Annotated in this window: 23 protein-coding genes; 19 read left to right on the top strand and 4 right to left on the bottom strand. The window is 45.2% G+C overall.

All coding sequences use genetic code 11. The features are described 5' to 3' along the window. Positions 1 to 83 precede the first annotated feature (83 nt). The 7 genes from BS614_RS22030 to BS614_RS22000 all read left to right on the top strand — a co-directional run bounded on the left by BS614_RS22030 (position 84) and on the right by BS614_RS22000 (position 7,342). Complete coding sequence (locus BS614_RS22030; protein WP_074095581.1) at positions 84 to 1,127, top strand: SPFH domain-containing protein; 1,044 nt, start codon at positions 84 to 86, stop codon at positions 1,125 to 1,127. Positions 1,128 to 1,198: 71 nt separating this feature from the next. Further along, entirely contained in the window at positions 1,199 to 2,173 is a 975-nt protein-coding gene (locus BS614_RS22025; protein WP_074096952.1) for a diacylglycerol kinase catalytic domain-containing protein, read from the top strand. An 83-nt stretch (positions 2,174 to 2,256) separates the two neighbouring features. After that, positions 2,257 to 2,970 carry a response regulator transcription factor gene (locus BS614_RS22020; protein WP_074095580.1) on the top strand — a complete coding sequence of 238 codons (714 nt, stop codon included), beginning with the start codon at positions 2,257 to 2,259 and terminating at the stop codon, positions 2,968 to 2,970. Further along, complete coding sequence (locus BS614_RS22015) at positions 2,967 to 3,965, top strand: sensor histidine kinase (protein WP_074095579.1); 999 nt, start codon at positions 2,967 to 2,969, stop codon at positions 3,963 to 3,965. The genes BS614_RS22020 and BS614_RS22015 overlap by 4 nt, the downstream gene beginning before the upstream one ends. Before the next feature lie 189 nt (positions 3,966 to 4,154). Beyond that, on the top strand, positions 4,155 to 4,925 hold the full coding sequence (locus tag BS614_RS22010; protein WP_017687815.1) for an ABC transporter ATP-binding protein: 771 nt from the start codon (positions 4,155 to 4,157) through the stop codon (positions 4,923 to 4,925). Continuing rightward, complete coding sequence (locus BS614_RS22005) at positions 4,900 to 6,858, top strand: ABC transporter permease (protein ID WP_074095578.1); 1,959 nt, start codon at positions 4,900 to 4,902, stop codon at positions 6,856 to 6,858. Before BS614_RS22010 ends, BS614_RS22005 begins: the two co-directional genes overlap by 26 nt. Before the next feature lie 142 nt (positions 6,859 to 7,000). Next, positions 7,001 to 7,342 (top strand): cupin domain-containing protein, encoded by a 342-nt coding sequence (locus BS614_RS22000; protein ID WP_074095577.1) that lies wholly within the window; start codon positions 7,001 to 7,003, stop codon positions 7,340 to 7,342. A 25-nt stretch (positions 7,343 to 7,367) separates the two neighbouring features. Here BS614_RS22000 and BS614_RS21995 read toward each other — a convergent pair whose 3' ends face one another. Further along, positions 7,368 to 8,069 (bottom strand): Crp/Fnr family transcriptional regulator, encoded by a 702-nt coding sequence (locus tag BS614_RS21995; RefSeq protein WP_074095576.1) that lies wholly within the window; start codon positions 8,067 to 8,069, stop codon positions 7,368 to 7,370. Between the two features lie 177 nt (positions 8,070 to 8,246). Here BS614_RS21995 and BS614_RS21990 point away from each other — a divergent pair, with 177 nt between their 5' ends. Then, the gene (locus BS614_RS21990; RefSeq protein ID WP_017687819.1) at positions 8,247 to 8,969 is read left to right on the top strand and encodes a ZIP family metal transporter; all 723 of its coding nucleotides are present in this window, start codon (positions 8,247 to 8,249) and stop codon (positions 8,967 to 8,969) included. 130 nt (positions 8,970 to 9,099) lie between these two features. Here the strand turns inward: BS614_RS21990 and BS614_RS21985 are convergent, their stop codons facing one another. Then, on the bottom strand, positions 9,100 to 9,801 hold the full coding sequence (locus BS614_RS21985; RefSeq protein ID WP_074095575.1) for a Crp/Fnr family transcriptional regulator: 702 nt from the start codon (positions 9,799 to 9,801) through the stop codon (positions 9,100 to 9,102). Positions 9,802 to 10,371: 570 nt separating this feature from the next. Here BS614_RS21985 and BS614_RS21980 point away from each other — a divergent pair. The 7 genes from BS614_RS21980 to BS614_RS21950 all read left to right on the top strand — a co-directional run bounded on the left by BS614_RS21980 (position 10,372) and on the right by BS614_RS21950 (position 15,288). Further along, a complete protein-coding gene (locus BS614_RS21980) occupies positions 10,372 to 10,767 on the top strand; it encodes a hypothetical protein (RefSeq protein ID WP_244898180.1) in 396 nt (131 codons plus the stop codon). Between the two features lie 128 nt (positions 10,768 to 10,895). Beyond that, the gene (locus BS614_RS21975) at positions 10,896 to 11,546 is read left to right on the top strand and encodes a hypothetical protein (RefSeq protein ID WP_074095574.1); all 651 of its coding nucleotides are present in this window, start codon (positions 10,896 to 10,898) and stop codon (positions 11,544 to 11,546) included. After that, entirely contained in the window at positions 11,543 to 12,103 is a 561-nt protein-coding gene (locus BS614_RS21970; RefSeq protein ID WP_074095573.1) for a hypothetical protein, read from the top strand. Before BS614_RS21975 ends, BS614_RS21970 begins: the two co-directional genes overlap by 4 nt. Before the next feature lie 45 nt (positions 12,104 to 12,148). Beyond that, the gene (locus tag BS614_RS21965; RefSeq protein ID WP_074095572.1) at positions 12,149 to 12,883 is read left to right on the top strand and encodes an SMI1/KNR4 family protein; all 735 of its coding nucleotides are present in this window, start codon (positions 12,149 to 12,151) and stop codon (positions 12,881 to 12,883) included. Between the two features lie 21 nt (positions 12,884 to 12,904). After that, positions 12,905 to 14,206, top strand: coding sequence for a hypothetical protein (locus BS614_RS21960; protein WP_074095571.1), 1,302 nt, complete (start codon positions 12,905 to 12,907; stop codon positions 14,204 to 14,206). Next, positions 14,176 to 14,661, top strand: coding sequence for a hypothetical protein (locus tag BS614_RS21955; RefSeq protein ID WP_425320260.1), 486 nt, complete (start codon positions 14,176 to 14,178; stop codon positions 14,659 to 14,661). Before BS614_RS21960 ends, BS614_RS21955 begins: the two co-directional genes overlap by 31 nt. A gap of 21 nt (positions 14,662 to 14,682) precedes the next feature. Beyond that, positions 14,683 to 15,288 (top strand): SMI1/KNR4 family protein, encoded by a 606-nt coding sequence (locus tag BS614_RS21950; RefSeq protein WP_244898179.1) that lies wholly within the window; start codon positions 14,683 to 14,685, stop codon positions 15,286 to 15,288. 91 nt (positions 15,289 to 15,379) lie between these two features. Here the strand turns inward: BS614_RS21950 and BS614_RS21945 are convergent, their stop codons facing one another. Then, on the bottom strand, positions 15,380 to 15,697 hold the full coding sequence (locus tag BS614_RS21945) for a hypothetical protein (RefSeq protein ID WP_074095569.1): 318 nt from the start codon (positions 15,695 to 15,697) through the stop codon (positions 15,380 to 15,382). Positions 15,698 to 15,812: 115 nt separating this feature from the next. Here BS614_RS21945 and BS614_RS21940 point away from each other — a divergent pair, with 115 nt between their 5' ends. Continuing rightward, positions 15,813 to 16,799 (top strand): leucine-rich repeat domain-containing protein, encoded by a 987-nt coding sequence (locus BS614_RS21940; protein WP_074095568.1) that lies wholly within the window; start codon positions 15,813 to 15,815, stop codon positions 16,797 to 16,799. A 215-nt stretch (positions 16,800 to 17,014) separates the two neighbouring features. Further along, the gene (locus BS614_RS21935; RefSeq protein WP_074095567.1) at positions 17,015 to 17,824 is read left to right on the top strand and encodes a cupin domain-containing protein; all 810 of its coding nucleotides are present in this window, start codon (positions 17,015 to 17,017) and stop codon (positions 17,822 to 17,824) included. A 696-nt stretch (positions 17,825 to 18,520) separates the two neighbouring features. Here BS614_RS21935 and BS614_RS21930 read toward each other — a convergent pair. Continuing rightward, positions 18,521 to 19,567, bottom strand: coding sequence for an aromatic ring-hydroxylating oxygenase subunit alpha (locus BS614_RS21930; RefSeq protein ID WP_084174677.1), 1,047 nt, complete (start codon positions 19,565 to 19,567; stop codon positions 18,521 to 18,523). A gap of 408 nt (positions 19,568 to 19,975) precedes the next feature. Between BS614_RS21930 and BS614_RS21925 the strand changes: the two genes are divergently transcribed. Beyond that, positions 19,976 to 20,422 (top strand): carboxymuconolactone decarboxylase family protein, encoded by a 447-nt coding sequence (locus BS614_RS21925; protein WP_074095566.1) that lies wholly within the window; start codon positions 19,976 to 19,978, stop codon positions 20,420 to 20,422. Positions 20,423 to 20,454: 32 nt separating this feature from the next. Further along, positions 20,455 to 21,390 carry a sigma-70 family RNA polymerase sigma factor gene (locus BS614_RS21920; protein ID WP_074095565.1) on the top strand — a complete coding sequence of 312 codons (936 nt, stop codon included), beginning with the start codon at positions 20,455 to 20,457 and terminating at the stop codon, positions 21,388 to 21,390. The last annotated feature ends 55 nt before the right edge of the window (positions 21,391 to 21,445 follow it).

Here is a 21,445-nt window from a genome sequence, read left to right as displayed (position 1 = left end):
AATGTCGTATTGACAATATCGAATTCATTTGTTATCATTTCGATAATATCAAAACGACAATATCAAGAAATGGGGAATGAGCCATGTTTGGATTCCGATTTGCGAAATTTCAACCCAGTGAATATGTCATGAAAGTGAAAAATGGTGAGGTACAACGTCAAGGTGTAGGATTGTCCTTCTATTATTATGAGCCGACCACATCGGTAGTGGTTCTACCCGTGTCCTCGGTGGATGTACCATTCATGTTTGAAGAGATTACGGCGGATTATCAGACCGTTACTGTGCAAGGGCAGTTAAGCTATCGAATAGTGGATTATTTGAAAATAACCCAGAGCCTAAATTACACGTACAATTTGCGCAAGAATCGGTATATTTCCGACGACCCCGGCAAGCTGGATCAACGGGTGATCACCACAGCCAAAGTACTGACCAAGAAACATCTGGAACAAATGCCGCTGAAAGAAGCTATTCAATTCAGTGAACGGCTGGCGAGCAGCATGAAACGCGAAGTTGTGCAAAGTGAAGAGTTGGAGAAACTGGGCGTTGAGTTGATGAGTCTATCGATACTTGCCATTCTGCCTAATAAAGAGACGATGCGTGCATTGGAAGCACAAGCGCGGGAAGAGATTTTGCGTCAGGCAGATGAAGCGCTCTATGTGCGTCGCAATGCCTCCATTGAACAGGAAAGACGAGTGAAAGAGAACGAACTGAACACCGAAATTGCCGTAGAGACAAAAAAACAGCAAATTCGTGAGACCCAATTGCAGACAGAACGCTCGGTGAAACAGAAACAAAATGAGATGGAGCAGGAGCAGCTTCAGTTTAATACAGCGATGGAGGAACGTAAGCAGCAACTGATTGAGTTAACCATTGCCAATCACAATGCCGAAGCAGATGCTAAAGCGTATGAGATTGCTGCCGTGATGAACTCATTGCAAAATGTACAGCCAAATGTACTGCAAGCAATGGCAAACATGGGCATGAATTCTGATAAGCTGATCGCACTAGCGTTCCAGGAACTGGCTGAAAATGCAGGCAAGATTGGGCAACTTAATATCTCGCCAGATCTGTTGCAGGGATTGATGTCTCCTGTGCAGGGCAGAGATCAGGGAGGTCGAGCGAGATGAGATTAGGAAGAAGAGAGCAAGCAGAGCAGGCAGGGAAATCTGTACGTCAGCAGACTGCGGCAGATGATCGAATGAGCGAACATAAACTGATTCTGGTGAAGCGCCGGACCAGACTGGAAGAGCTGGTGGTTCGATATAACACGGTGCAACAAGCGCAGTTCTATATTGAACGTCTGGGAGCAGATTTCAGTGATTATATGGAGGAAGACCGTCGTTATCGGTTATCCGTACAGCAGGCGCAGCAGCAACTGGGACAATTGGGTCGTGTACAGACCATTGATCGAGAACATGTGCCCAATTTTATCTTTGGAGAGCAGGATATCGTGGTCGTGGTCGGACAGGATGGGCTTGTAGCCAACACCCTCAAATACGTAACCGAGCAGCCGCTCATTGGTATGAACCCGGACCCGATGCGGTGGGATGGCGTGTTATTACCTTTTACCGTAGAGGATCTCAGCTTCATTGTTCCTGATGTCATTCGAAAGCAACGAACCTTGAAAGAAGTCACTCTCGCCAAAGTAGAACTCAATGATGGACAGTATCTATATGGTGTGAATGATCTGTTCATTGGTCGGAAGACGCATGTATCGGCACGTTATGAAGTGCGTTTGGGTTCATCCGCAGAACAACAATCCTCCAGTGGTATCATTGTATCCACAGGCATGGGATCAACAGGCTGGTTCAAAAGTGTGCTGGCGGGAGCCACCGGGATTGTTGGGTCAGCTGCATGGCAGAACATGAATTCCGAAGCTGAGGTAGCTACAGCATCCGCATCCATTCATGGAAGCAGGCAAGAGTTGAATCATTTTAACTGGGATGCGCCTTACTTATATTTTTCAGTACGTGAACCGTTTCCGAGCCGAACGACAGCGGCCAATCTGGTGTTTGGACAGATTCATTCGAAGCAGCCATTGCACATTGTATCCCAGATGCCAGAGGATGGTGTGATTTTCAGTGATGGGGTCGAGCAGGATTTTCTTGAGTTTAATTCAGGGGTGGAAGCTATCATTGGTTTGGCAGAGAAGAGGGGGCGTCTCGTGGTCTAAACCTTTATTTTCAAGCCGTTTCCGACTAGAATGGGTAACTAGATGTGATACACTGACGTCAGGAAACGGAAAGAGGGTTAACGATGCAGTCGATATTGTTGGTTGAAGATGATGCCAAGTTAGCAGGATTGCTGGCGGCTTATCTGACCCGAAATGGATTCCAGGTACAGGTCACCGATGATTTTCGTCATGTACTGGATGAATTTGTGGAAGTGAAGCCGGACCTTGTGCTGATGGATGTGAATTTGCCTCAATATGATGGATACTATTGGTGCAGGCAGATACGCACACATTCCATATGTCCCATTTTATTCATATCGGCTCGTGATAGTGGTATGGATCAGATTATGGCGTTGGAACATGGAGCGGATGATTATATTACGAAACCTTTTCAATATGAAGTCGTTCTTGCCAAAGTCCGTAGTCAGCTACGCAGAGCCTATGGTTCTTACGCTGCTGTTCAACAGGAAATAACAGTGACGAATGGTCCCATGATCCTTTATCCTGAGCGATTTGTATTGGAATATGAGGAGCGTTCTACCGAGCTGACACAGAAGGAAGCGATACTGGTGGAAGCGCTGATGGCGAAGGCAGGGCGAGTTGTCAGCCGAGAAAAATTGCTAGAACAGATGTGGGAAGATCAGCATTTTATTGATGATAATACGTTGAATGTCTATATTACACGTGTTCGCCGGAAGTTGAAGGAGCTGGGTGCAGAAGAGATTTTGGAGACGGTTCGCGGAGCGGGTTATCGTGTGTTGGATCTGGGTTCATCCGCACAGGGAAAAGGGAAATGAGACTTTTCCTGAAAGACCACCAGATGTTAGTCGGATTTTATGTGTTACAGATGCTGCTGGTTCCGTGTGTCTACTGGCTCTCTGGTGAGGGCCGTCCGATGAAGATTGTTCTCTATGGCATGCTGATCAGTATCGTGGTATTGATGGTTTATCTGGTCACTCGTTACTTCCAGTTGCGAGCATATTACCGTCTACTTCAACAACCACGTAAACTTGTAAACGAGCCTTTCCAAACGCTTGGAAATTCGGTCGTGGCGGAAGCCATCCAGGAATTATTACATGAACTGGAGCGTAATCGGCAGAACGAGATGGGTCAGTTACGTACCAGTAAGGAACAGCAGGTGGTATTCATGAATCGCTGGGTTCATCAGATGAAGACACCCTTGTCCATTATCCAACTGACCTTGGAAGATGTAGAAGATGAGACGGCGGGCAGTATTCAGGATGAGCTGGATAAGCTGCGCAAAGGACTTGAAATGGTCTTGCATTCATCAAGGCTTGAACAGTTTGAAGGGGATTTTCGTGTGGAGCTGTTGTCTTTGCAAGAAGTGCTTCGGAGCAGTATAGCGGAGAACCGACGTTTGTTTATACGCAGAGGCATTACGCCGGATATCCGTATGGAGGGCGACCTTCAGATATACAGTGATTCCAAGTGGCTGCGGTTCATGTTCACCCAGATTTTGACCAATGCCGTGAACTATTCCGATAGCAAATCAGGCAAAAAAGTGATCATTACAGGCTATAAAAAGGAAGAGCGTACAATCCTGGACATTCAGGATGAGGGAATCGGCATCTCGTCCGAGGATATTCATCGCGTGTTTAATCCCTATTTTACAGGTGAACGGGGCAGACAATACCATGAATCTACGGGAATGGGATTATATCTGGTTCGTGAGATCAGTGCCCGCCTGGATAACCGTGTCGAGTTGTTTTCGGAGCCAAATGAGGGAACGTTGGTCAGATTCAGCTGGATTCAATCGAAATATCCGAAGTAAAAAGTGCTTTGCCCATGGGCGAGGTGCTTTTTTTAATGCACAGAAGTGTCATAGAGAAGGCAGGGGAACAGAACCTTAAACGCGTTGTAAGGGAAGTTTAAGGTAATTCGATAGCACCGTTATGGGAGGTCAGTTAGGATAAGAATAGAATTAACGTATAAAGAATGATGAATTAGGAGGGAATTACGCATGGAAATGTTACAGGTATCAGGACTGAACAAAGTATATCAGGGCAAAGTGCAGACTCAAGCCCTTAGTGATATTCATCTGACAATCAAGCAAGGTGAGTTTGTGGGTATTATGGGCCCGTCGGGCAGCGGCAAAACGACATTGTTAAACATGGTCTCCACCATTGATGAACCCAGCTCGGGCAAGGTGCTGATTAATGGCATGAACCCGTTTGATATGAAAAAGAAAGAACTTGCCATGTTCCGGCGTCGGGAACTCGGATTCGTCTTTCAGGATTTCAATCTGTTGGACACACTGACGGTTGCTGAGAATATTGTACTTCCATTGACACTGGACAAGGTCAAACTAAAGGAGATGGAGAGCAGACTACATCGCATTACAGCGAAGCTCGGGATTGATCACATTCTGGATAAACGAGTCTACGAAATTTCGGGCGGACAGCGACAGCGGACAGCTATTGCGAGATCCATGATTAATATGCCTTCGATTGTTTTGGCGGATGAACCAACCGGTGCCCTGGATTCTACGTCATCCCAAGCGGTCATGGAGTCACTTGAACAGATTAACCAGCAGGAGAAAACGACCATTATGTTGGTCACACATGACCCGCTTGCGGCAAGTTATTGCAACCGCATCGTGTTCATCAAGGACGGAAAACTGGCAGCCGAGGTACACCGCGGAGATAATCGACAGACGTTTTTCCAGCGGATCATTGATACTTTATCCTTCTGGGGAGGGAATTCACATGAGCTTTCCTCAGTTCGCGTTTAACAATATTCGCCGGAATGGGCGAGCGTATATTGCTTTTTTTCTAAGTAGTGTGTTTATGGTCATGATCTTCTTCGCTTATGCGGTGTTCATTTATCATCCGTATGTGACAGAGTTGCCAATGGGTGACACAACCGCTACGGGGATGCAGATCGCTTCGGTTATCGTGTATGTGTTTGCATTTTTCTTTGTTATGTATTCCATCAGTGCTTTTCTCAAATCACGGAACAAAGAGTTTGGCATTCTGACCATACTTGGTGCAGAACCCGCACAGATTCGGAGATTGGTCATTTTGGAAAACATGTTGATCGGCTGCCTGTCCATCATTGCCGGTATCGGCGGAGGTATGTTGTTGTCCAAGTTGTTCCTGATGTTAACCACTCGTTTTATCGGGATGGATGATCTGCCCTTTTATTTTCCCGTGAAAGCGATTCTGATTACGATCGGGGCCTTTCTGTTATTATTTTTCTGCATTTCACTTTTCACATTGGTTTTTATCGGAAACAAACGGACGTTAGAACTTCTAACGGGAACCAACAAACCTAAAAAAGAGCCCAAAGCTTCATGGTTCTTCTCACTTTTGGGTTTTGCATTACTTACAGTAGGTTTTGTAGTACTCCGCAGCGGGTTAAATGGCGGAACAATCATGCTTGCAGCAGTAACAGGGATAGCGGGAACGTATTTTTTCTACTCTCAACTGTCTGTTCTGATCATTCGCTTATTGAAACGTAATCGTAAAACCGTATGGCAGGGTACACGTCTGTTATGGATCTCAGAGATGAGTTATAAAATGAAGGATAATGCCCGCATGCTCTTTATGGTGACCGTGGTGATTGCGATTGCTTCAATGAGTGCAGTTGTAATTTTGTCACTGGATCAGGAGAACCGGGAACAATTTACGAACAATGATTTTCCAATTCAATACAACGTATTCAGACCAACAGAACAATTGGATATGAGCGCTATTGATTCGAAACTTGAAGCCGCAGGCTTGGATTATCAACAGATATATCTGGAATATTTGTGGTCCTCTGCAGATCAGAGTGCTGTCTCGGTTATGCCGCTTAGTCACTACAACCAATACAATCTGACACAAGGGAGAAAGATGTTCCAATTGGATACCGGATCCGCCTTATTTGTGGATACCCGCAATGAGAAGGATCAGGGTCAGATCGAGCGCAACAGATTTCGTAATTATGCGAAGGGAGACAAGTTGACGTTGAATCTGAACGATAGCCCACTGGAAGCTCGGGTTACGGATACAGATATCGATCCACAGTTTGGAACCCTACTCTATGCTACAGGTGTAGTTGTCCTCCCGGATGAGAAGTATGAAGAGATTGCTCAACAGATCAAAGAAAATATGATATCTGGTAAATATCTGTATCAGATCCCTGCATGGGGCCATGCTGTACCTGATCGCCACTCTTCGGAAGCCATGGTTAGCGATCAGCTTCTATCCTCCGCGGATTCCATTCGAAGCAGCAACGCTTCAACGGATAACCACTCTGGATATCTGAGTACGCGGTACGGTGATTTTGAAAGATTCAGACAGGCTACAGCACTCTTCACCTTTCTGGGCATATTTATCGGATTAATCTTCTCGATCTCTTCTGCAAGCTTTTTGTATTTCAGACTGCATACCGATCTTGAAGCGGATGGAAAGATGGTGCATTCTCTTTCGAAAATGGGTCTCAGTTTCCAGGAAATGAAACGATCATCCACCGTTCAGATTGCCATCCTGTTCTTCTTACCGATCGGGGTAGCTATCATTGAAACTTTGGTCGTGGTTAAGCCATTTCTTACTGAATTCGGTATTACCAATTATACGATGCCGGTGTTGACTGTTTTTGGTGCCTTTGTCCTTGCACAGACGTTTTATTTCATCATTATACGTTCGAGATATATCGCTTCTCTGCGCAAAATGATGGTGTAACCATCTTAGAAACAAACGGTCATAAGGACCGACCATGATTTGTTCATTGCCCGCATTTCTTGATTCAGATCAAGGAAACGCGGGCTTTCTTGCGATAAGATGAATGTATTCACAGATTATATTATCGAGGAGGACGATTATCATGAGTATTACGTCATTGCAAGAAGTCAAAACATTCAGTGAGGACCGTTTCACGAAACGGGTTTTATTCCAACAGGGTGGTGGAGTGACCTTTGTACTTCATTTTCTGCCAGGTCAGCAGCTTCCCGTTCATAAACATCCGGGCACAGACGTTATTCTGCTGGTAGTCGAAGGTACAGGCACACTTATTCTGGATGAAAAAGAACAAGCGGTGAAACAAGAGGATGTGATCCATTGCGGCGGTGAAGTAGAGTTCGCATTCCATAATACAGGAGATCAGGAGGTTCGTTTGTTCGTGGTGTTAAACAAAGTGCCAGCAGCATCCTATGCAAAGGACATCTAACATCTAATATCGGGGTGCAGGGTGGTCACGTATCCCTTTGTTCCTTCAAAGCTTGCAAATCATGAATGATGATCCGGCTGCGATCCACTTCGAGCAAGTTCTCTTTGGTAAGCTGGTTTAGAAGCCGATTCGCTGTTTCTCTTGTAGTTCCAATGGAATTGGCAAACTCCTGATGTGTCATGGGCAGGTTGATGATAATCTGGTCTCCATGCATTTGTCCGTGCTGATCTGCGAGCATGAGAAGGAAGGAAAGTACACGATTGCGTACATCCTGACCGGAAAGCACCTGCAATTTATCCTGTAATTCTCTTATTTTGTCACCGAGTACACGCATAATTTTGATCGCAATTGAAGGTGTGCTCAGCATTAATCGTTCGAAAAGTCGGACAGGTATGGCTAGTAGTTCGGTAGGGGTAATGGCTTCTGCGGTAGCCGGGTAAGGGTGCGCATTAAAAAAGCCGGTGTGTGGGAACATATCTCCTGTTTTGAGGAAAGAGACAATCTGTTCATGCCCGTTCTCATCTGTTTTATAAGCCTTTACAATGCCGGTACGGATAAAAAAGACAGCTTCTTTTTCGCTTCCTTCGCTGAAAATAACCGATTTCTTCTGAATGCTTCTGGAAATGGCGATATCTTCGACTTGTTTTAATTCCTCGGGGCTAAGGTCCTGAAAGATGGGGAACTGTTGTAGAAACTCTGCTGTTGTATCTTTGTTTACCCTACTCATGAGAATCTTTCCTCTCTGTGTTCATAGATCTTAACGACGACATTATTTCATCATAACGTGATTTTTAAACACATCAGGTGATATAGATCACCGTAAAGCCACATCACTGTTTTTGATTACTCAACCTGGGTTAATGGAATGATAGAATATGATTAAACAAGAGAGGGGTCGGCCCGGATGTGGACTGCATTCATGTGGGGCGGCATCTCTGCCTCAGCGGTTGTCATTGGCGCACTCGCAGCCTTGTTTCTGAAGATTCCCAAACGAGTCATTGGATGGATCATGGCTTTTGGGACAGGAACATTAATTGGTGCAGCGACCTTTGAACTTCTCGGAGATGCGCTGAATGATGGAGGAATAATACCTACCGCCATTGGATTTACGGCGGGTGCCGTCGTGTACACGCTGTTTGACTTGCTCGTTTCTGCAAAGGGAGGGGCGGGGCGTAAACGTTCGGCAAAGTCGGGAGACTCGAACCAAAGCGGGCTTGGGATCTTTGCAGGAACAGTAATGGATGCTATCCCGGAATCCATCATGCTTGGTGCCAGCTTGCTGGCCGGTAACGGTGTCAGTGTGGTCCTGGTAGTATCGATCTTTGTCAGCAACATTCCTGAAGGTCTGTCCAGTACGGTTGGACTACAGGGCAAGTATAGTCGTGGCAAAATCATATTAATGTGGCTTAGTGTACTATTGATCTCCGCGATTGCAGCACTGGGTGGATATCTGTTTCTGGAGCAGCTTCCAGAGGAGATGGGTGCAGCGATTGGTGCATTTGCAGGTGGCGGAATCATTGCCATGATCTGCTCGACGATGATGCCAGAAGCCTTTGAAGAGGGCGGACCTGTTGTAGGTTTAATTGCATCCATGGGATTGCTTGTGTCGCTGTTGTTGGATCTGTAGATGACAGAATAAGCTTCCGATCTATGAGTTGAATTTATATAAAAAGAGTATCCGAACAGCGTGATTTCTGATCGGATACTCTTTTTTTGCCAAAACAGCTTCCTCGCATCCACAAGCTTTCTTACCCAGTTCATTGGCTTCCGGCAGGCGATTCAATTTTTTCCCTAAGCAGCTCCAATTGCAGAATAAGGATACAGTTTCCTGTAACCTGAAGCAGTCCCTGAGTTTGCATCATGGCAAGTTTACGACTAAGTGTTTCGGGTGTGATCCCGAGTAACAGAGCCATATCTTTTTTGAAAACAGGCAAGCGGATCTCATGTTTTGCATGATTTCGGGTATGGAAATACAAAAGCAACTTGGCAATCTTCTGTTCCGTTGTCATCGCACTTAGCGAGCTGTTCCATTCATCTGTTTCACGGAGCAACTTGGTAATGGCAAGCAGGAAATGATAAGCAAGCTTTGGATCATGTTCAAGTAATTGGTCAAAGTCATGCTTACTGATAGAGCAGATGGCTGAAGGCTCCAGAACTTCGGCGTTCGCGGCATGTGGTTTTTGGTGTAACAGGGAATCTTGTCCGAAGAAATCTCCGGGAAACAGAAACCGACTAATATGTTCCTTGCCATTTTCATTGTATTTGGATAACTTCACACATCCCTGATGAACCACATAAAGCGTATCTGAGCGTTCTCCCTCCTTGACGACAACTTCGCCTTTGTTATATATGCGGGTATGCAGAAGGGAGATCAACAAGGCAGCTTCGGATGGATCAAGATGCTGGAACAGAGATACTTTGGAGAAACAGGCATCCTTCGCTTCGTGTGTACAGATCATCGTTTAATCACCTCGAATTGTTCAGGATAGGTATAGCCATTATCTATTGTCATGTCTCATTGAGACATTGGGGTTCCACCGTGATTAGTGCCATCCTTGGTCACACGGAGAACATAGTTGCACAACCTTTACTCAAGTGATGTTTTTCACAATTCACAATTCACAATTCAAAAAGCACATAACCTTTAATCCATTTCGTTGATTAGGGAGTGTCTGAAAACTCCGAAGGAAGCAGATTTTGCTGAATTTTCGTTCCAAGCAAGGAAGTTTTCCGCAGGCGTGCCGGGGCTCGTCAAGGGGAAGTGACGCAGCATGGGGCGAAAAGGCGGTAAAAGATGCCCTTCAGCGAGTTTTGAGACACTTCCTAGTAATAGATTAAGGTATAGAAGCAGGTACGGGTGTGATGAGGCATACACTTGGGTATGTCGTATTAGAGGTATTTCCAACATTGTTCCTTCTATTCTTGTGCTGAGGAACGGAGTTTCATATAATTTTAGAGAGATGGATTGGTAAATGTTGAGTATTCTGACGCGGTGTGTGTCATAGTTTCAGAAGAAGGGTGGATACAGGATGAAACGTTTCGAAGATGAAGGTGCGTATAAGTATAGTTTCTATTCGGTTCTTCGACGGGGAAAGCGGATTGATGTGAAATGTCCCAAATGCGGTGGGCACGCTTCGATTGATCAACGGAATGGTCAAATGGGATGGAAGTGTTTCGAATGTTACGCTCAAGCTTTTGAAGAACTAGTGTATCAATATAACGCCAAGGGGAACTGTGCTATATATGAACGTTGGTTTAACGTGGAAGTCATAGACGAGAAGAAGGCGTCTCACCGATCAACGCATGTGGAATGTCCGCATTGTGGTTCTGTTAATCAGGAGCATCTGAATTATCTCATCGCTTATGTTTCCGCAGATCTGCGTGAGAAACCCTGGAAATATGCCTTTAAGAACAGCTTCACATAGTATTCCGGATTATATTAAGGATGCGAAGAACAGGGATATGGTTGTGCGTACACTGTCGAAGCTTCAGCATAAGATTGGAAGAGACTGAAAGCGAAGATGAAGCACTAAAGCTGCAAGGGAGAGAAGACATGAAACTACGAGTTAAACTTAGTATTTTTGCAATCATTCTGGGTATGTTGATGATTCCGGCTTATTTTATTTTACAGACTTATGGCATATTTCAAAAACAGACAGTCTTATCTGACTATGCTCTCGCCGTTGATGTTAATGGCAAGTCCTACGGAGCCGGGCTGCTTATTAACAGTTATGCAGCGATGGATAAAGAAGAGGATAACCGTCAGTTTTATTACCGGATCGACATGAGTCATATCGAATACCTGTTTAATCTGGCCTATCAGGAGTATGAAGTGAAGCCGGGTGGGGACAATCCGTATCTGGCTGGTACTGTAAACTATCAACATATGGACCATAATTATGTGCAGACCGAGAGACAGTATGAGAACGCCAATGATTTCACAACGGTATTAAATCTGTATGATCAGGATGGGCAGGTGATCTACACCTACGATAATACCGGCAAAGCGGATAACGAACTGGTGAAGTCCATCATTCATCAGGGAATGAGCCGTAATAGTGGCGGTAGTAGCGAAGCTGCCCGCGATCCGTATATCAATATTACGGCGTTATTTCGCGCCAAGCTTAACATTGATGTGAAACTGACGGTGGATGAGGAACACAAAGTGGTTACTATTCGAATGAACAAATCGGAGGCGAGATGATGAATGCGTATGGTGTACAGCACGGACCTTCTTATCTGGAAGGATTAATTAGGAAGGAAGAGGACATAAAGTCCGATGAAGTGGAGTGGAAAGGCAAACTTCAATCGAGTGACGGACATGATAAATTCCATATTTTTTATTATGGTGACTTGACGGAAGATGATCTGATTACCTGGCATGATTCGACACCGTTTCTTGTATATGCGGAGCATACCGTCACGGGTGAACGCTACCTGATCATTGATGCCGCTAAGCACGGATATGATGCCATGTTATGTGAGACTTATTCGGAAGAAGCACTACATGACAGACCCCTTCGTCCTTACCTGGATGTTGAAGGAGAGGATATCTTTGAGGTAGAGTTGACGGCTTACTACAATGTGCCTTGGGATGAAGAGTTTGGCGAAGATGTAGATGAAAATGGTGCATATGAACTGATTACGGGAGAACGCATGCATTTTGATCAGGTCAAGCGTGATGGATACGATGCCTTTGCCATTCGCATTCTGAATCGTAAAGGAGTATGGACTGAAATTGTACAGGAAGAATTGGCTTAGATCCTGAAAATGAATGAACCAAACTGAGATGGGAGATGTCGACTAATGTATATTGTATCCCGTGTACTTAAGCCGGTTCCAACAGAGGAATTGGATCACTTTGAACAACAGCACGCCATCTCGCTACCTTTGTCATACCGGACCTGGATTGAACAATATGGGGAAGGTACATACACGGGATGGATGAATGTGCAGAGACCGGACCCGGAAGTGCTGAAGCCTTTTGTTGAATATGATTTTTGGATACATACGGATGATTCGCCTATAAGTCAGCAGCAACTTGAGCAGTGCATCTCCATCGGCAGTTCTGTAGATGGAGATTTCCTTGCTGTTCATCCGGAAGTTGAGGGGCTGTTGTGGCTACCGCGTCATGATGAGAATATCACCTTATGGACATGCACGGAGACTGAATTTGGCGAAACGCTGGACCGGATCTATTGTGGGTATTACCATCAGGATAAACCGATAACACCACTATTCTTTGAGCCGTGGAATGAGTTGCGGAAACATACGTTTTACCATTTTTCAGGAACAGAACAGGGAAGCTCCATGAAGGAACTCGCCGATATATGCAAAACAGAATTTAAGTGGGATGTTGTGTTGGAGAATGAGTACATGTGCAAGATGTTCATGGTGTCGATGGGAGGATATTTACGATTTAACTATGCAACTGGGAGAGAAGTTGCCCTTTTCTATGAAGAAAAGAATGGTGCGGAGGAGGCGACGGATAACGAAATCAGTTTGTTCTTGCAGGCACATCATTGCACGGCATATGAATAGGGTTAGAGTGGAGGGGAACAGATGAGTTGGTTAAAGGAAGACATTTCGGAACAATGGCGCAATGAAGGCAAGCGTTATGCAAGGGATGTCAATGCATTTGTACGGAAAGGCATGGAGGGAGAGCAACCAGATGAATCCGAGCTGAAGGGAGACTCCAGAAGCGGAATGAGTACTGAAGTATTCCATATGGTGAGACAGGCCAATCTCCACGGTGATGTGGAGGTGCTTCGACATGAGCTACCCGCAGCGACGTGGCCATTGAACGAGGCGTTTCAGGCTTCCATGCAAGCGGTCAAAGTTGTAGGTTATCTGAACGAGGAAACGATTGTATGTCATACGGGGATTTTCACGGAGAATAGTCAGATATATACGATGGATCAGCACGGATGGCAGTTGATCTCTCCATATACTTTTGCAGGTTGTTCATCGGATGGACTTGACTTTGCGCTTGCAGGACGGGATGGGATTCGTATTATTCGTCAGCCAGATCGCAGGTTGGAAGGACAGGAGATAGCGACATATCAATGGGAAGATATTCAAGCCCGGATACAGTCGGCATTACCTCGGATTGAATCACTTGCGGACTGTGAGCATCCCGAACGGACACTTGAAGGACTTATACCTATGGATGAAGGCAGAGCATTACTTATACATTCAAGATACGGGATATATCTCGTCACACAAGCCCAGGTGACCTTGCTTCATCCCGATCTGGCAGAGATCGAAGAGTATGAGCTAGAGGATACACAGATAGATATGGGACATGCAGCTGTATCAAGGGATGGTAGATGGATTGCCTATGGCAGCCAAGGAAGCAATCATATGGTGATGGACCGTCGGCTGAACAAGACATACTCTCTCTATCCAGAATCGAGCTACCCTCATTATGCAGCATTCACCAGTAATAACCAGACCGTCTGGTTTAACGCATGTCATTTCTATAACGGGGTCACGATACAGGTCCCGCTGGAATCAATCGCAGGCAACGAGACGAAGGAAGATTGGCCAGTGATGGATGAGAATGCACGAGTGTATGCAGCGGTGGAAATAGAGGCAGGCATGGTGCTTGGAGATGCATATGGTTATCTGTATTGTGTGAATAACAAGGGAGAGGAAGTATGGCGCCATTTTGTGGGTAGTACGATCTATTCTCTCGCCGTATCACCAGAGCAGTCCAAGCTGACAGTTGGTACATATGGTGGCATGCTGCATGTGCTTGATCTTCGTTCCAAAGAAATGGACGAGTACGGGATCGGTACAGGCACTCTTCGGGAGTTGGAGCGATATGTGTTGTGGCGTGGAGAAGAACCTCTGCGCTGGTAAGTTCGTATTACAACCTGCAAAGGGGTGAAGGAATGGAACGTGAAGAGGCTGTAACGTTATTAAAATGTCATTCCTTTTCCTATGATGATCTGAGTCATCCCAAGATGGAGAACGGTTTTATTGGCAGTCTGCGACCCTTTCGTGGACATTTAATTGAGGAGAATTTTCATGAGTTGATGGAGATACTGCGGGTTCTGGCACCAGAACTTGCACGGCCTTCATTGGATCGGGAAGTCATGGCAGGTCTATGGGGAATTACTCATATGGCACGTGCCTGGGCCGTTGAACCTGAGGGTATGCTTCGCAGCAACAACCTCATTTCCGACGAACAGGTAGCATTGATGGAACAATGGCTTAATTTGTTATCTTACGCAGTCATTATTCTGATTGAAGGCGGCGGTGAGGAAGAAGCGTTTTGGGGATATCATCAATATCTACAAGAAGTGAAGAACTGAGTTAGGGGAGGTGTGGTGAGATTGGAGCCGAATGTGTCATTAAACGTGCTAATGGACGAGCTGAATCGCTTGCTGGGTGAGAAAATTCAGGATCAAGAGATTCGACAATTGTTTGAAAAATATCAACATCGGGAAGGTGCATCCGAGGAAAGTCTGGATCTATTTGAAAAGGAGTATGGCGTCCGGCTGCCTGGCGATTTTCGTGCCTTTTACCAAGGCAAAGACGGCAGTGGTTACGGGTTGCATGTGCTGTACCCGGGTGATGCCGAGAAGGGCCGATGTACACCCTTTTATCTGATGTCATTGGAAGAGATTCGAGAGATCAAACAATACTTCTGTGAAGTGGATGAGAAGCTTGAAGAGTATTATTCTGCCGAAGAGATCAGCCAGCTGGACCCGGAGATCAAACCATACCTTTTCCATAAACCATGGATTCCTTTTGCAACAATTGCAGGTGGTTCACTGTATCTGATGCTCGATTTTGATCCAACGGCGGAAGGCACGTATGGGCAGATTATTATGTACGTGCACGATCCGGACTTTGTTTATTACCTTACACCTACCTTCACGGATCTCCTCAGCATGTCGAACCGTAATCTGAAGATGATGGATGAGATTACCTATTAAAATCCTGCACGATTAGACAATTCCTTCAATAATAAAGAAGCTGCCGAAGCAGCTCCTTTATCTGAACAAGTACTTTGAATGAGTCTAATGATTACCACTGGAAGAAACGATGTCCGTGAAATCCTCCACCTGGAGGTCCTCCGTGTCCACCGGGACCACCCGGCCCGCCTCCATGAGGTCCGCCGGGATAGCCACCTCCTGGGAAATGACCAGGGTGTCCACCGGGGTAACCACCGCCGGGATATCCACCATGCCACCAAGGACCACCGATCGGAAATGGCAGTGGAACAGGAACGATGGGCGGGTATGGATAGGGATAAGGGTAAGGATACGGTGGGGGTGGCGGATAATAAGGGTAAGGATAACCCGCAGGTTGCGGGGATGATACTGAACCAGGGCCGTATGCCATGTAACAAGCCTCCAATAACTGGATTGATGATATCAGCCTATGCCCCAGTGGTTTCAGATGATACAGCAGATTGAAGATTAATGAATAATGAATAATGAGTAATGAGGGGGAACATATGGTAGCCGTAGCTTTTCACACTGATCCAAGAGGAACTGCCTATGAACTGTTGATTGACGAATTGATCGAGAAGGCAGATCGTTTTATGCTGGTTGATAGAAAGTATGCTGAGGAAGCTACACCTGAAAGAGTTACTACAGTGTTACGGAGATTGGATCCGTATTTGATTGAGAACAGTACGATGGAAGAAATGATGATGAAAAGTGGCGCCATGTATTCAGAGGGGATTTATTACATATATCGTTGCACGCCGGAATCAGGGCAGATCCTCAAGGAGGAAGCCAACCGCTTTCATGACTGGTTATATCCCTCAATGCCAGATGATCTTTGTTTTTTGAACGAGGATGGAAGTGACTACTTCTACACTGTTGCTCATGAGAATATGTATGGCATGCATATTACACAAGAAGAAGCAATTGAGCTAATGGAGCGAATCACTGGGTTATTTTTTAGATTAGATCGACATCAAGACATTCATTGCTTACTGGACGATGCGATTAGACATCAGACGGATGTGCTGAATATTAGTTCACATTACTTGAAAGAGATTCCGGAACGAATTCGGGAATTAAAGCACTTGAAACGTTTGACGATTTTTGAGCAGGATGTTTATACGCTTCCTCCAGCCCTTTTCGAACTGACATCATTGGAAGAATTGGAGATCATGACGGCGGATTTGGAAGGTATTCACCAAGACATTGGAAAATTGAAACAACTTCGAGAGCTTAGAATTTATTGCGGCAGTTCTTATCATGTTCCTACCGGGTGGAAGCCAAAGGAGAAGTCGGATCTTGGTCTGAAACATATTCCAGCTGAGATTGGTGAATTAAGTGAACTCGTATCTCTGGATATAGGGTACTCTGGTATTCGTGAGCTTCCGTCTGAACTGGAGAAGTTGAAGAAACTACGTTATTTGAGTGTAACTAATGGTTTAATTGATGGAACGCCAGACATGGTCAAGCGAAAAATTGGCTTCAGAGTGTAAATTTGAACAGTACTCCATTAGGGATTAGTTGGGAGGACATCCCTGACGAAGCAGAACTTTAATAGCCAATGAGCCCTGCTCTCGGGATGTCCGAGTCAGGGATATTTGTTATGCGATGAGAACTTGGCGGAAATGGGCTCACGTATCTGGGCGCTGGGCATAAGCTGGCATATAGGTTATGACCTAAACCGAGAGCGAAGGGCAGGCGTTTTATTTTGGCAACCTCATACATGGATTACACTTTACCAACCACCGAATTTACTTACGATTTGAGCAATAACCCGTTATTCAAGAAGGATGAGAACAACTATATTAACTCTCTTTCCATCAAACAGTTAAACACACTAGGCAATACTTCTTTACTGGATATTTTCCTCAATACAGGAAATGTGGTTGAACCACATACACATCCGAATGCAACCGAGTTGGTATACTGCATCAGCGGTGCGGCAGTTGTTTCCCTCATTAATCCATTTACCAACGAGCTGCTTCATTTCCCGATTACTCCGGGGCAGGTGGCTAACGTTCCTCAAGGCTGGTGGCACTATGAAGTGGCTACTGCAGATCATACGCACTTACTCGCAATCTTTGATGCTCCTGTTCCTGAAGCGATATTTGGCTCAGACACCTTACGTCTTACACCTGCAAAACTTTTGGCTTATACGTACTGTCTGGATGAGAAAAAAGTTCAAGAAGCACTTGCTCCCATTCAAAAAACAGTGATTATTGGCCCGCCGGCAGATTGCCAGCCTTCAACTTCTCCTGCCTCTAACGGTGCTCCAAATATGAATCATCAGCCTTACGTAATGCCTAATGTACAACCAAATGTACAACCAAACATGCAACCCAACACACAACCCAATGTACAACCAAACATGCAGCCCAACAACCAACCAAACATGCAACCTTACGTGAACCGTCTTCCGTACTGGGGCACTTGGGTTGATCCACGTATTATTCATGAGCCGGGCTGTCCGTATTATAGAGAGCTTCCTATGAATACGAATAATCAAGAGGACAGATGACGGTCATGAGGCGAGGTTTATCTAATACACATAAGTATTTCAGTTAAATTAGGTATAGCAAAAGAAGCGTCCGCAAAGGAACGCTTCTTTTGTTGATTAAAGTTGTCTTCAAACCTGCTGAAAGCCGATGCATACCTGAACGTGTCCGGAGCATGGAGTGCTAACGAATCGTAGGCGTCTTAATCAAGGATTTAAGGCGCGCCCAAAAATCTAAAGAATCTGAGACGTGTTATATCAGAATAAACAGCCGTATGAAGTGTTTTTATCGGGGAATTTAGGGAAATAACGAGTCTGAGGTTCCTTACAATTTTAAATGAGGACCTAGAGGCCAAATAAGATGTCCTGAGTTCCTAAGAACATTTTCAACCCATTCCCCAGAGACCGCAGGATAGTACTTCAAGACTTTTTAGGCGCGACATCCATCATCGATAGCTTGCCTGAGATTGAAGAACACCTACATAAGTTCAACTAAACATTTACACGATAGCGGAGAGGGCAGAAATAACTTGAAGAAGCGGAGCGTTCGCCTAAAAGCTTTCTAAAAGAAAGCTACATCGAAAGCATACGCTATCACCGGATTTTCCCTATGAAAAAATGGAATAAAAAAATCTGGGGATAACAGCGATCGTAGAGTTATTCTGCCATCGGAGTGCCAGTGTAAATATATTCATTAGTTGAACTTATATATGATTTAATTTACGATGTGTAATTTCGTCCCAAGCCAAGCTCCGTTAATAATTGACGATAAGCAATCGAAGTACGGTCTGCGGGAATATGGGCCTCGGCATGCAGATCTAGGGGCAGATCCTCCGGTTTCTGTGACTCGACCATCTCGCGGTCTTCTTCAAATACCTGCAAGTTGAACTTGATTGTGTCTTCAATCGGAGCGTCTTTGTCAAAGTTGCGTGTGATTGGACAGAATAAACGTGTATAACGGGCAGAGATTGGCGAAGCACAATTCAGAATATTCAGCTTGTCGTCTCCTGGGAAATGTACCGTAAGAGAAGCCGCAAAAGGTGGGAACACTCGAAACTCGCGCAGCCATTGGAAACCTTCAGGTGCAACAAGATCTTGCCCTTTGCCATAGTTACTTACCGTACTCCAATACTCCGCCAGTAACTCATTACCTTCGCGTTTCACTTTGTATTGGGGGACTTCTGTGTTGTTTCGGTCACCAAACGTTTCGGTATGCACATAGGCAAAATGGGATACATCCAGGAATCCCTCCATTTGTCGTCCAGAGGAACCAGCAATGTCAAAGTTGGGTGGCAGAATATTGATAAAATCCGGATCATCCCATCCAGGGAAGGAGGGGATTTGTTCTTCCGTTCCCGCCAAAGTGGTCCAGATCAAGCCATAACGTTCAACTGCCGGGTACACGATAAGTTTGAGCTTAGGCGAGATCTTGGAGCTTGGGTGCGCAGGAACTACGGTACATTTTCCTTCACAATTATAACGGAAACCGTGATAAGGGCAGACAATCTCGCCATTCTCTACCCAGCCTTTACTAAGTGGAGCCCCGCGGTGAAAACAAAGATCCTTGGCTACCACAATCTGATCATTACTGCGATAGAGAACCAGCTTCACATCGAGTAATTGAGCAGCCAGTGGTTTGTCTGTTACTTCGGTTGCTTGGGCTACCGGGTACCAATATTGGGATAATACATGCCAGTCTTCAGCGGTGAACGTACACCCTCTAGGTAATTCGGAAGTCATTGTATGGTTTGCGTTGGAAGTTATCATAGGAAACACTCCTTGCTGATATGGATAAACGATTCTCTTTTTAATGTCAGAAAAGTTAACTTGATTAGCCGTATGTTACTACTCTTTTGGTCAAAATATCAAGATAGGTAACTTTTTTTTGGTTGAAATCACAAACAGTTCAGTAAAAACCGTACATGGATACGGAAAAAAGCAGATTTTTCTTACGTTAGATGTTAATTGTATAAAAAGAGAACAACCTTTCAGTATGTTTTTCCATTACTGATTATTGACTCCTTGGAGGTTGTCCTGCCATCAGAATCTCAGTGTGAATTTCGTTAGTTGAGCTGACATCCTTGTGGGCATAAAAAGATTTTCGCAAAGAATGTCACAGATCCCTGCGGTCATTTGTCTACAGTATGTAAACCAAATGACGGAGGCGAATGAAAAATGAATTTAAGAACGAACTACAGAGTAGCGAGTCCAGGTGCTTTTAAAGCGATGATGGCAATGGAGCAATATATATCCGGGCAATTTGAAAATAAAGTATTGTATGAGCTGTTAAAAATCCGAGTGTCCCAGATTAATGGTTGCGCCTTTTGTCTAGATATGCATGCCAAAGATCTGATGAAACTGGGAGATTACGCGGATCATATTCTTTTGCTGAGTGTATGGCGTGAAGTGCCTTTCTTCACGGATCAAGAACGTGTTATGCTGGAGCTGGCTGAAGCGGTGACCCGAATCTCGGAACACGGTGTACCACTTGCGTTATACGATAAGGTTCGTGAACAATTCAGTGAATCCGAACTGGTGGATCTGATCCTGGCCATTAACACGATTAATAACTGGAACCGGATTGCGATCACAACTGGGATGTATCCGGGTTGCTTTAACTAAAAATACACGCACCATGCCAGAGGAGGCTTCTTATGAATTCTAATTTCCACGCCAATGAGCCAGAAGTATCTTCTCTGGATGTTGGTGAGTTGTATATTCGTTATAAAAAATATGCATTTTCAATAGCTTACCGCATGCTGGGCAGTGTAGCAGAAGCTGAAGATATTGTGCAGGATTGTTTTGCTGGGATTCAGAGCACGTCTGTTCAGGATATTCGTAATCCCAAGTCCTACATCGCCAGACTGGTTGTGAATCGAAGCTTGAATCTGCTAAATTCCGCCCGTAATCAGCGGGAAAGTTATGTTGGTGAGTGGCTGCCAGAGCCGATGGGTGACAGTGAAGAGGCGAACATGCCAGAGGAAACGATGGAGAAAAAAGAGCTGATATCCTACGCCTATCTGGTCATGTTGGAGCGTCTATCGCCCATGGAACGGGCTGTTTTTGTCCTTCGTGAAGCGTTTCGATATGATTATTCCGAAATAGCGGATTGGCTGGGCAAAACGGAGAGTAACTGCCGTCAAATCTTTAGCCGCGCCAGACGAAATTTGCCCGAAAGACTTCCGCCGATCGAGCAGAGTGATGCGGATATGATAGCCAAAGGTGAATTGCTGAGCCGTTTTACAACGGCTTTCCTTCGTTATGACGTCTCTGCCATGCTTGAGTTACTGGCGGATCAGCCTGTATTTACAGCAGATGGCGGTGGCGTTGTGCATACGGTTATGAGAACAATGAACGTGCACAAAGGTGTGCTTGCACTCCTGACCTCACGGCGAGTCCTTACGCGATTGCGTGAAAGGGAATGGGTACCCATGTGGATCAATGGCGAACTTCAACTTGCGTTGATGAAAGAAGGGCAGTTGTCCGAGGTACTCTGTTTGGAGTTGGACGCTTCCGGAGAGAGGATTGAGGGCGTGTATCTCGTCGTTAATCCGAACAAACTTACATCAATAGACACTTCAACTCTTTGATCAAAATGTAAGGACTTTAAAGGTAAACTTAAAAGCGGCACCCTCTGTCTCGAGG

Source organism: Paenibacillus xylanexedens, assembly GCF_001908275.1.
GTDB lineage: Bacteria > Bacillota > Bacilli > Paenibacillales > Paenibacillaceae > Paenibacillus > Paenibacillus xylanexedens_A.
The sequence above is the reverse complement of the archived record's forward strand: the minus strand, read 5'-3'. Positions and strand labels throughout refer to the sequence as shown.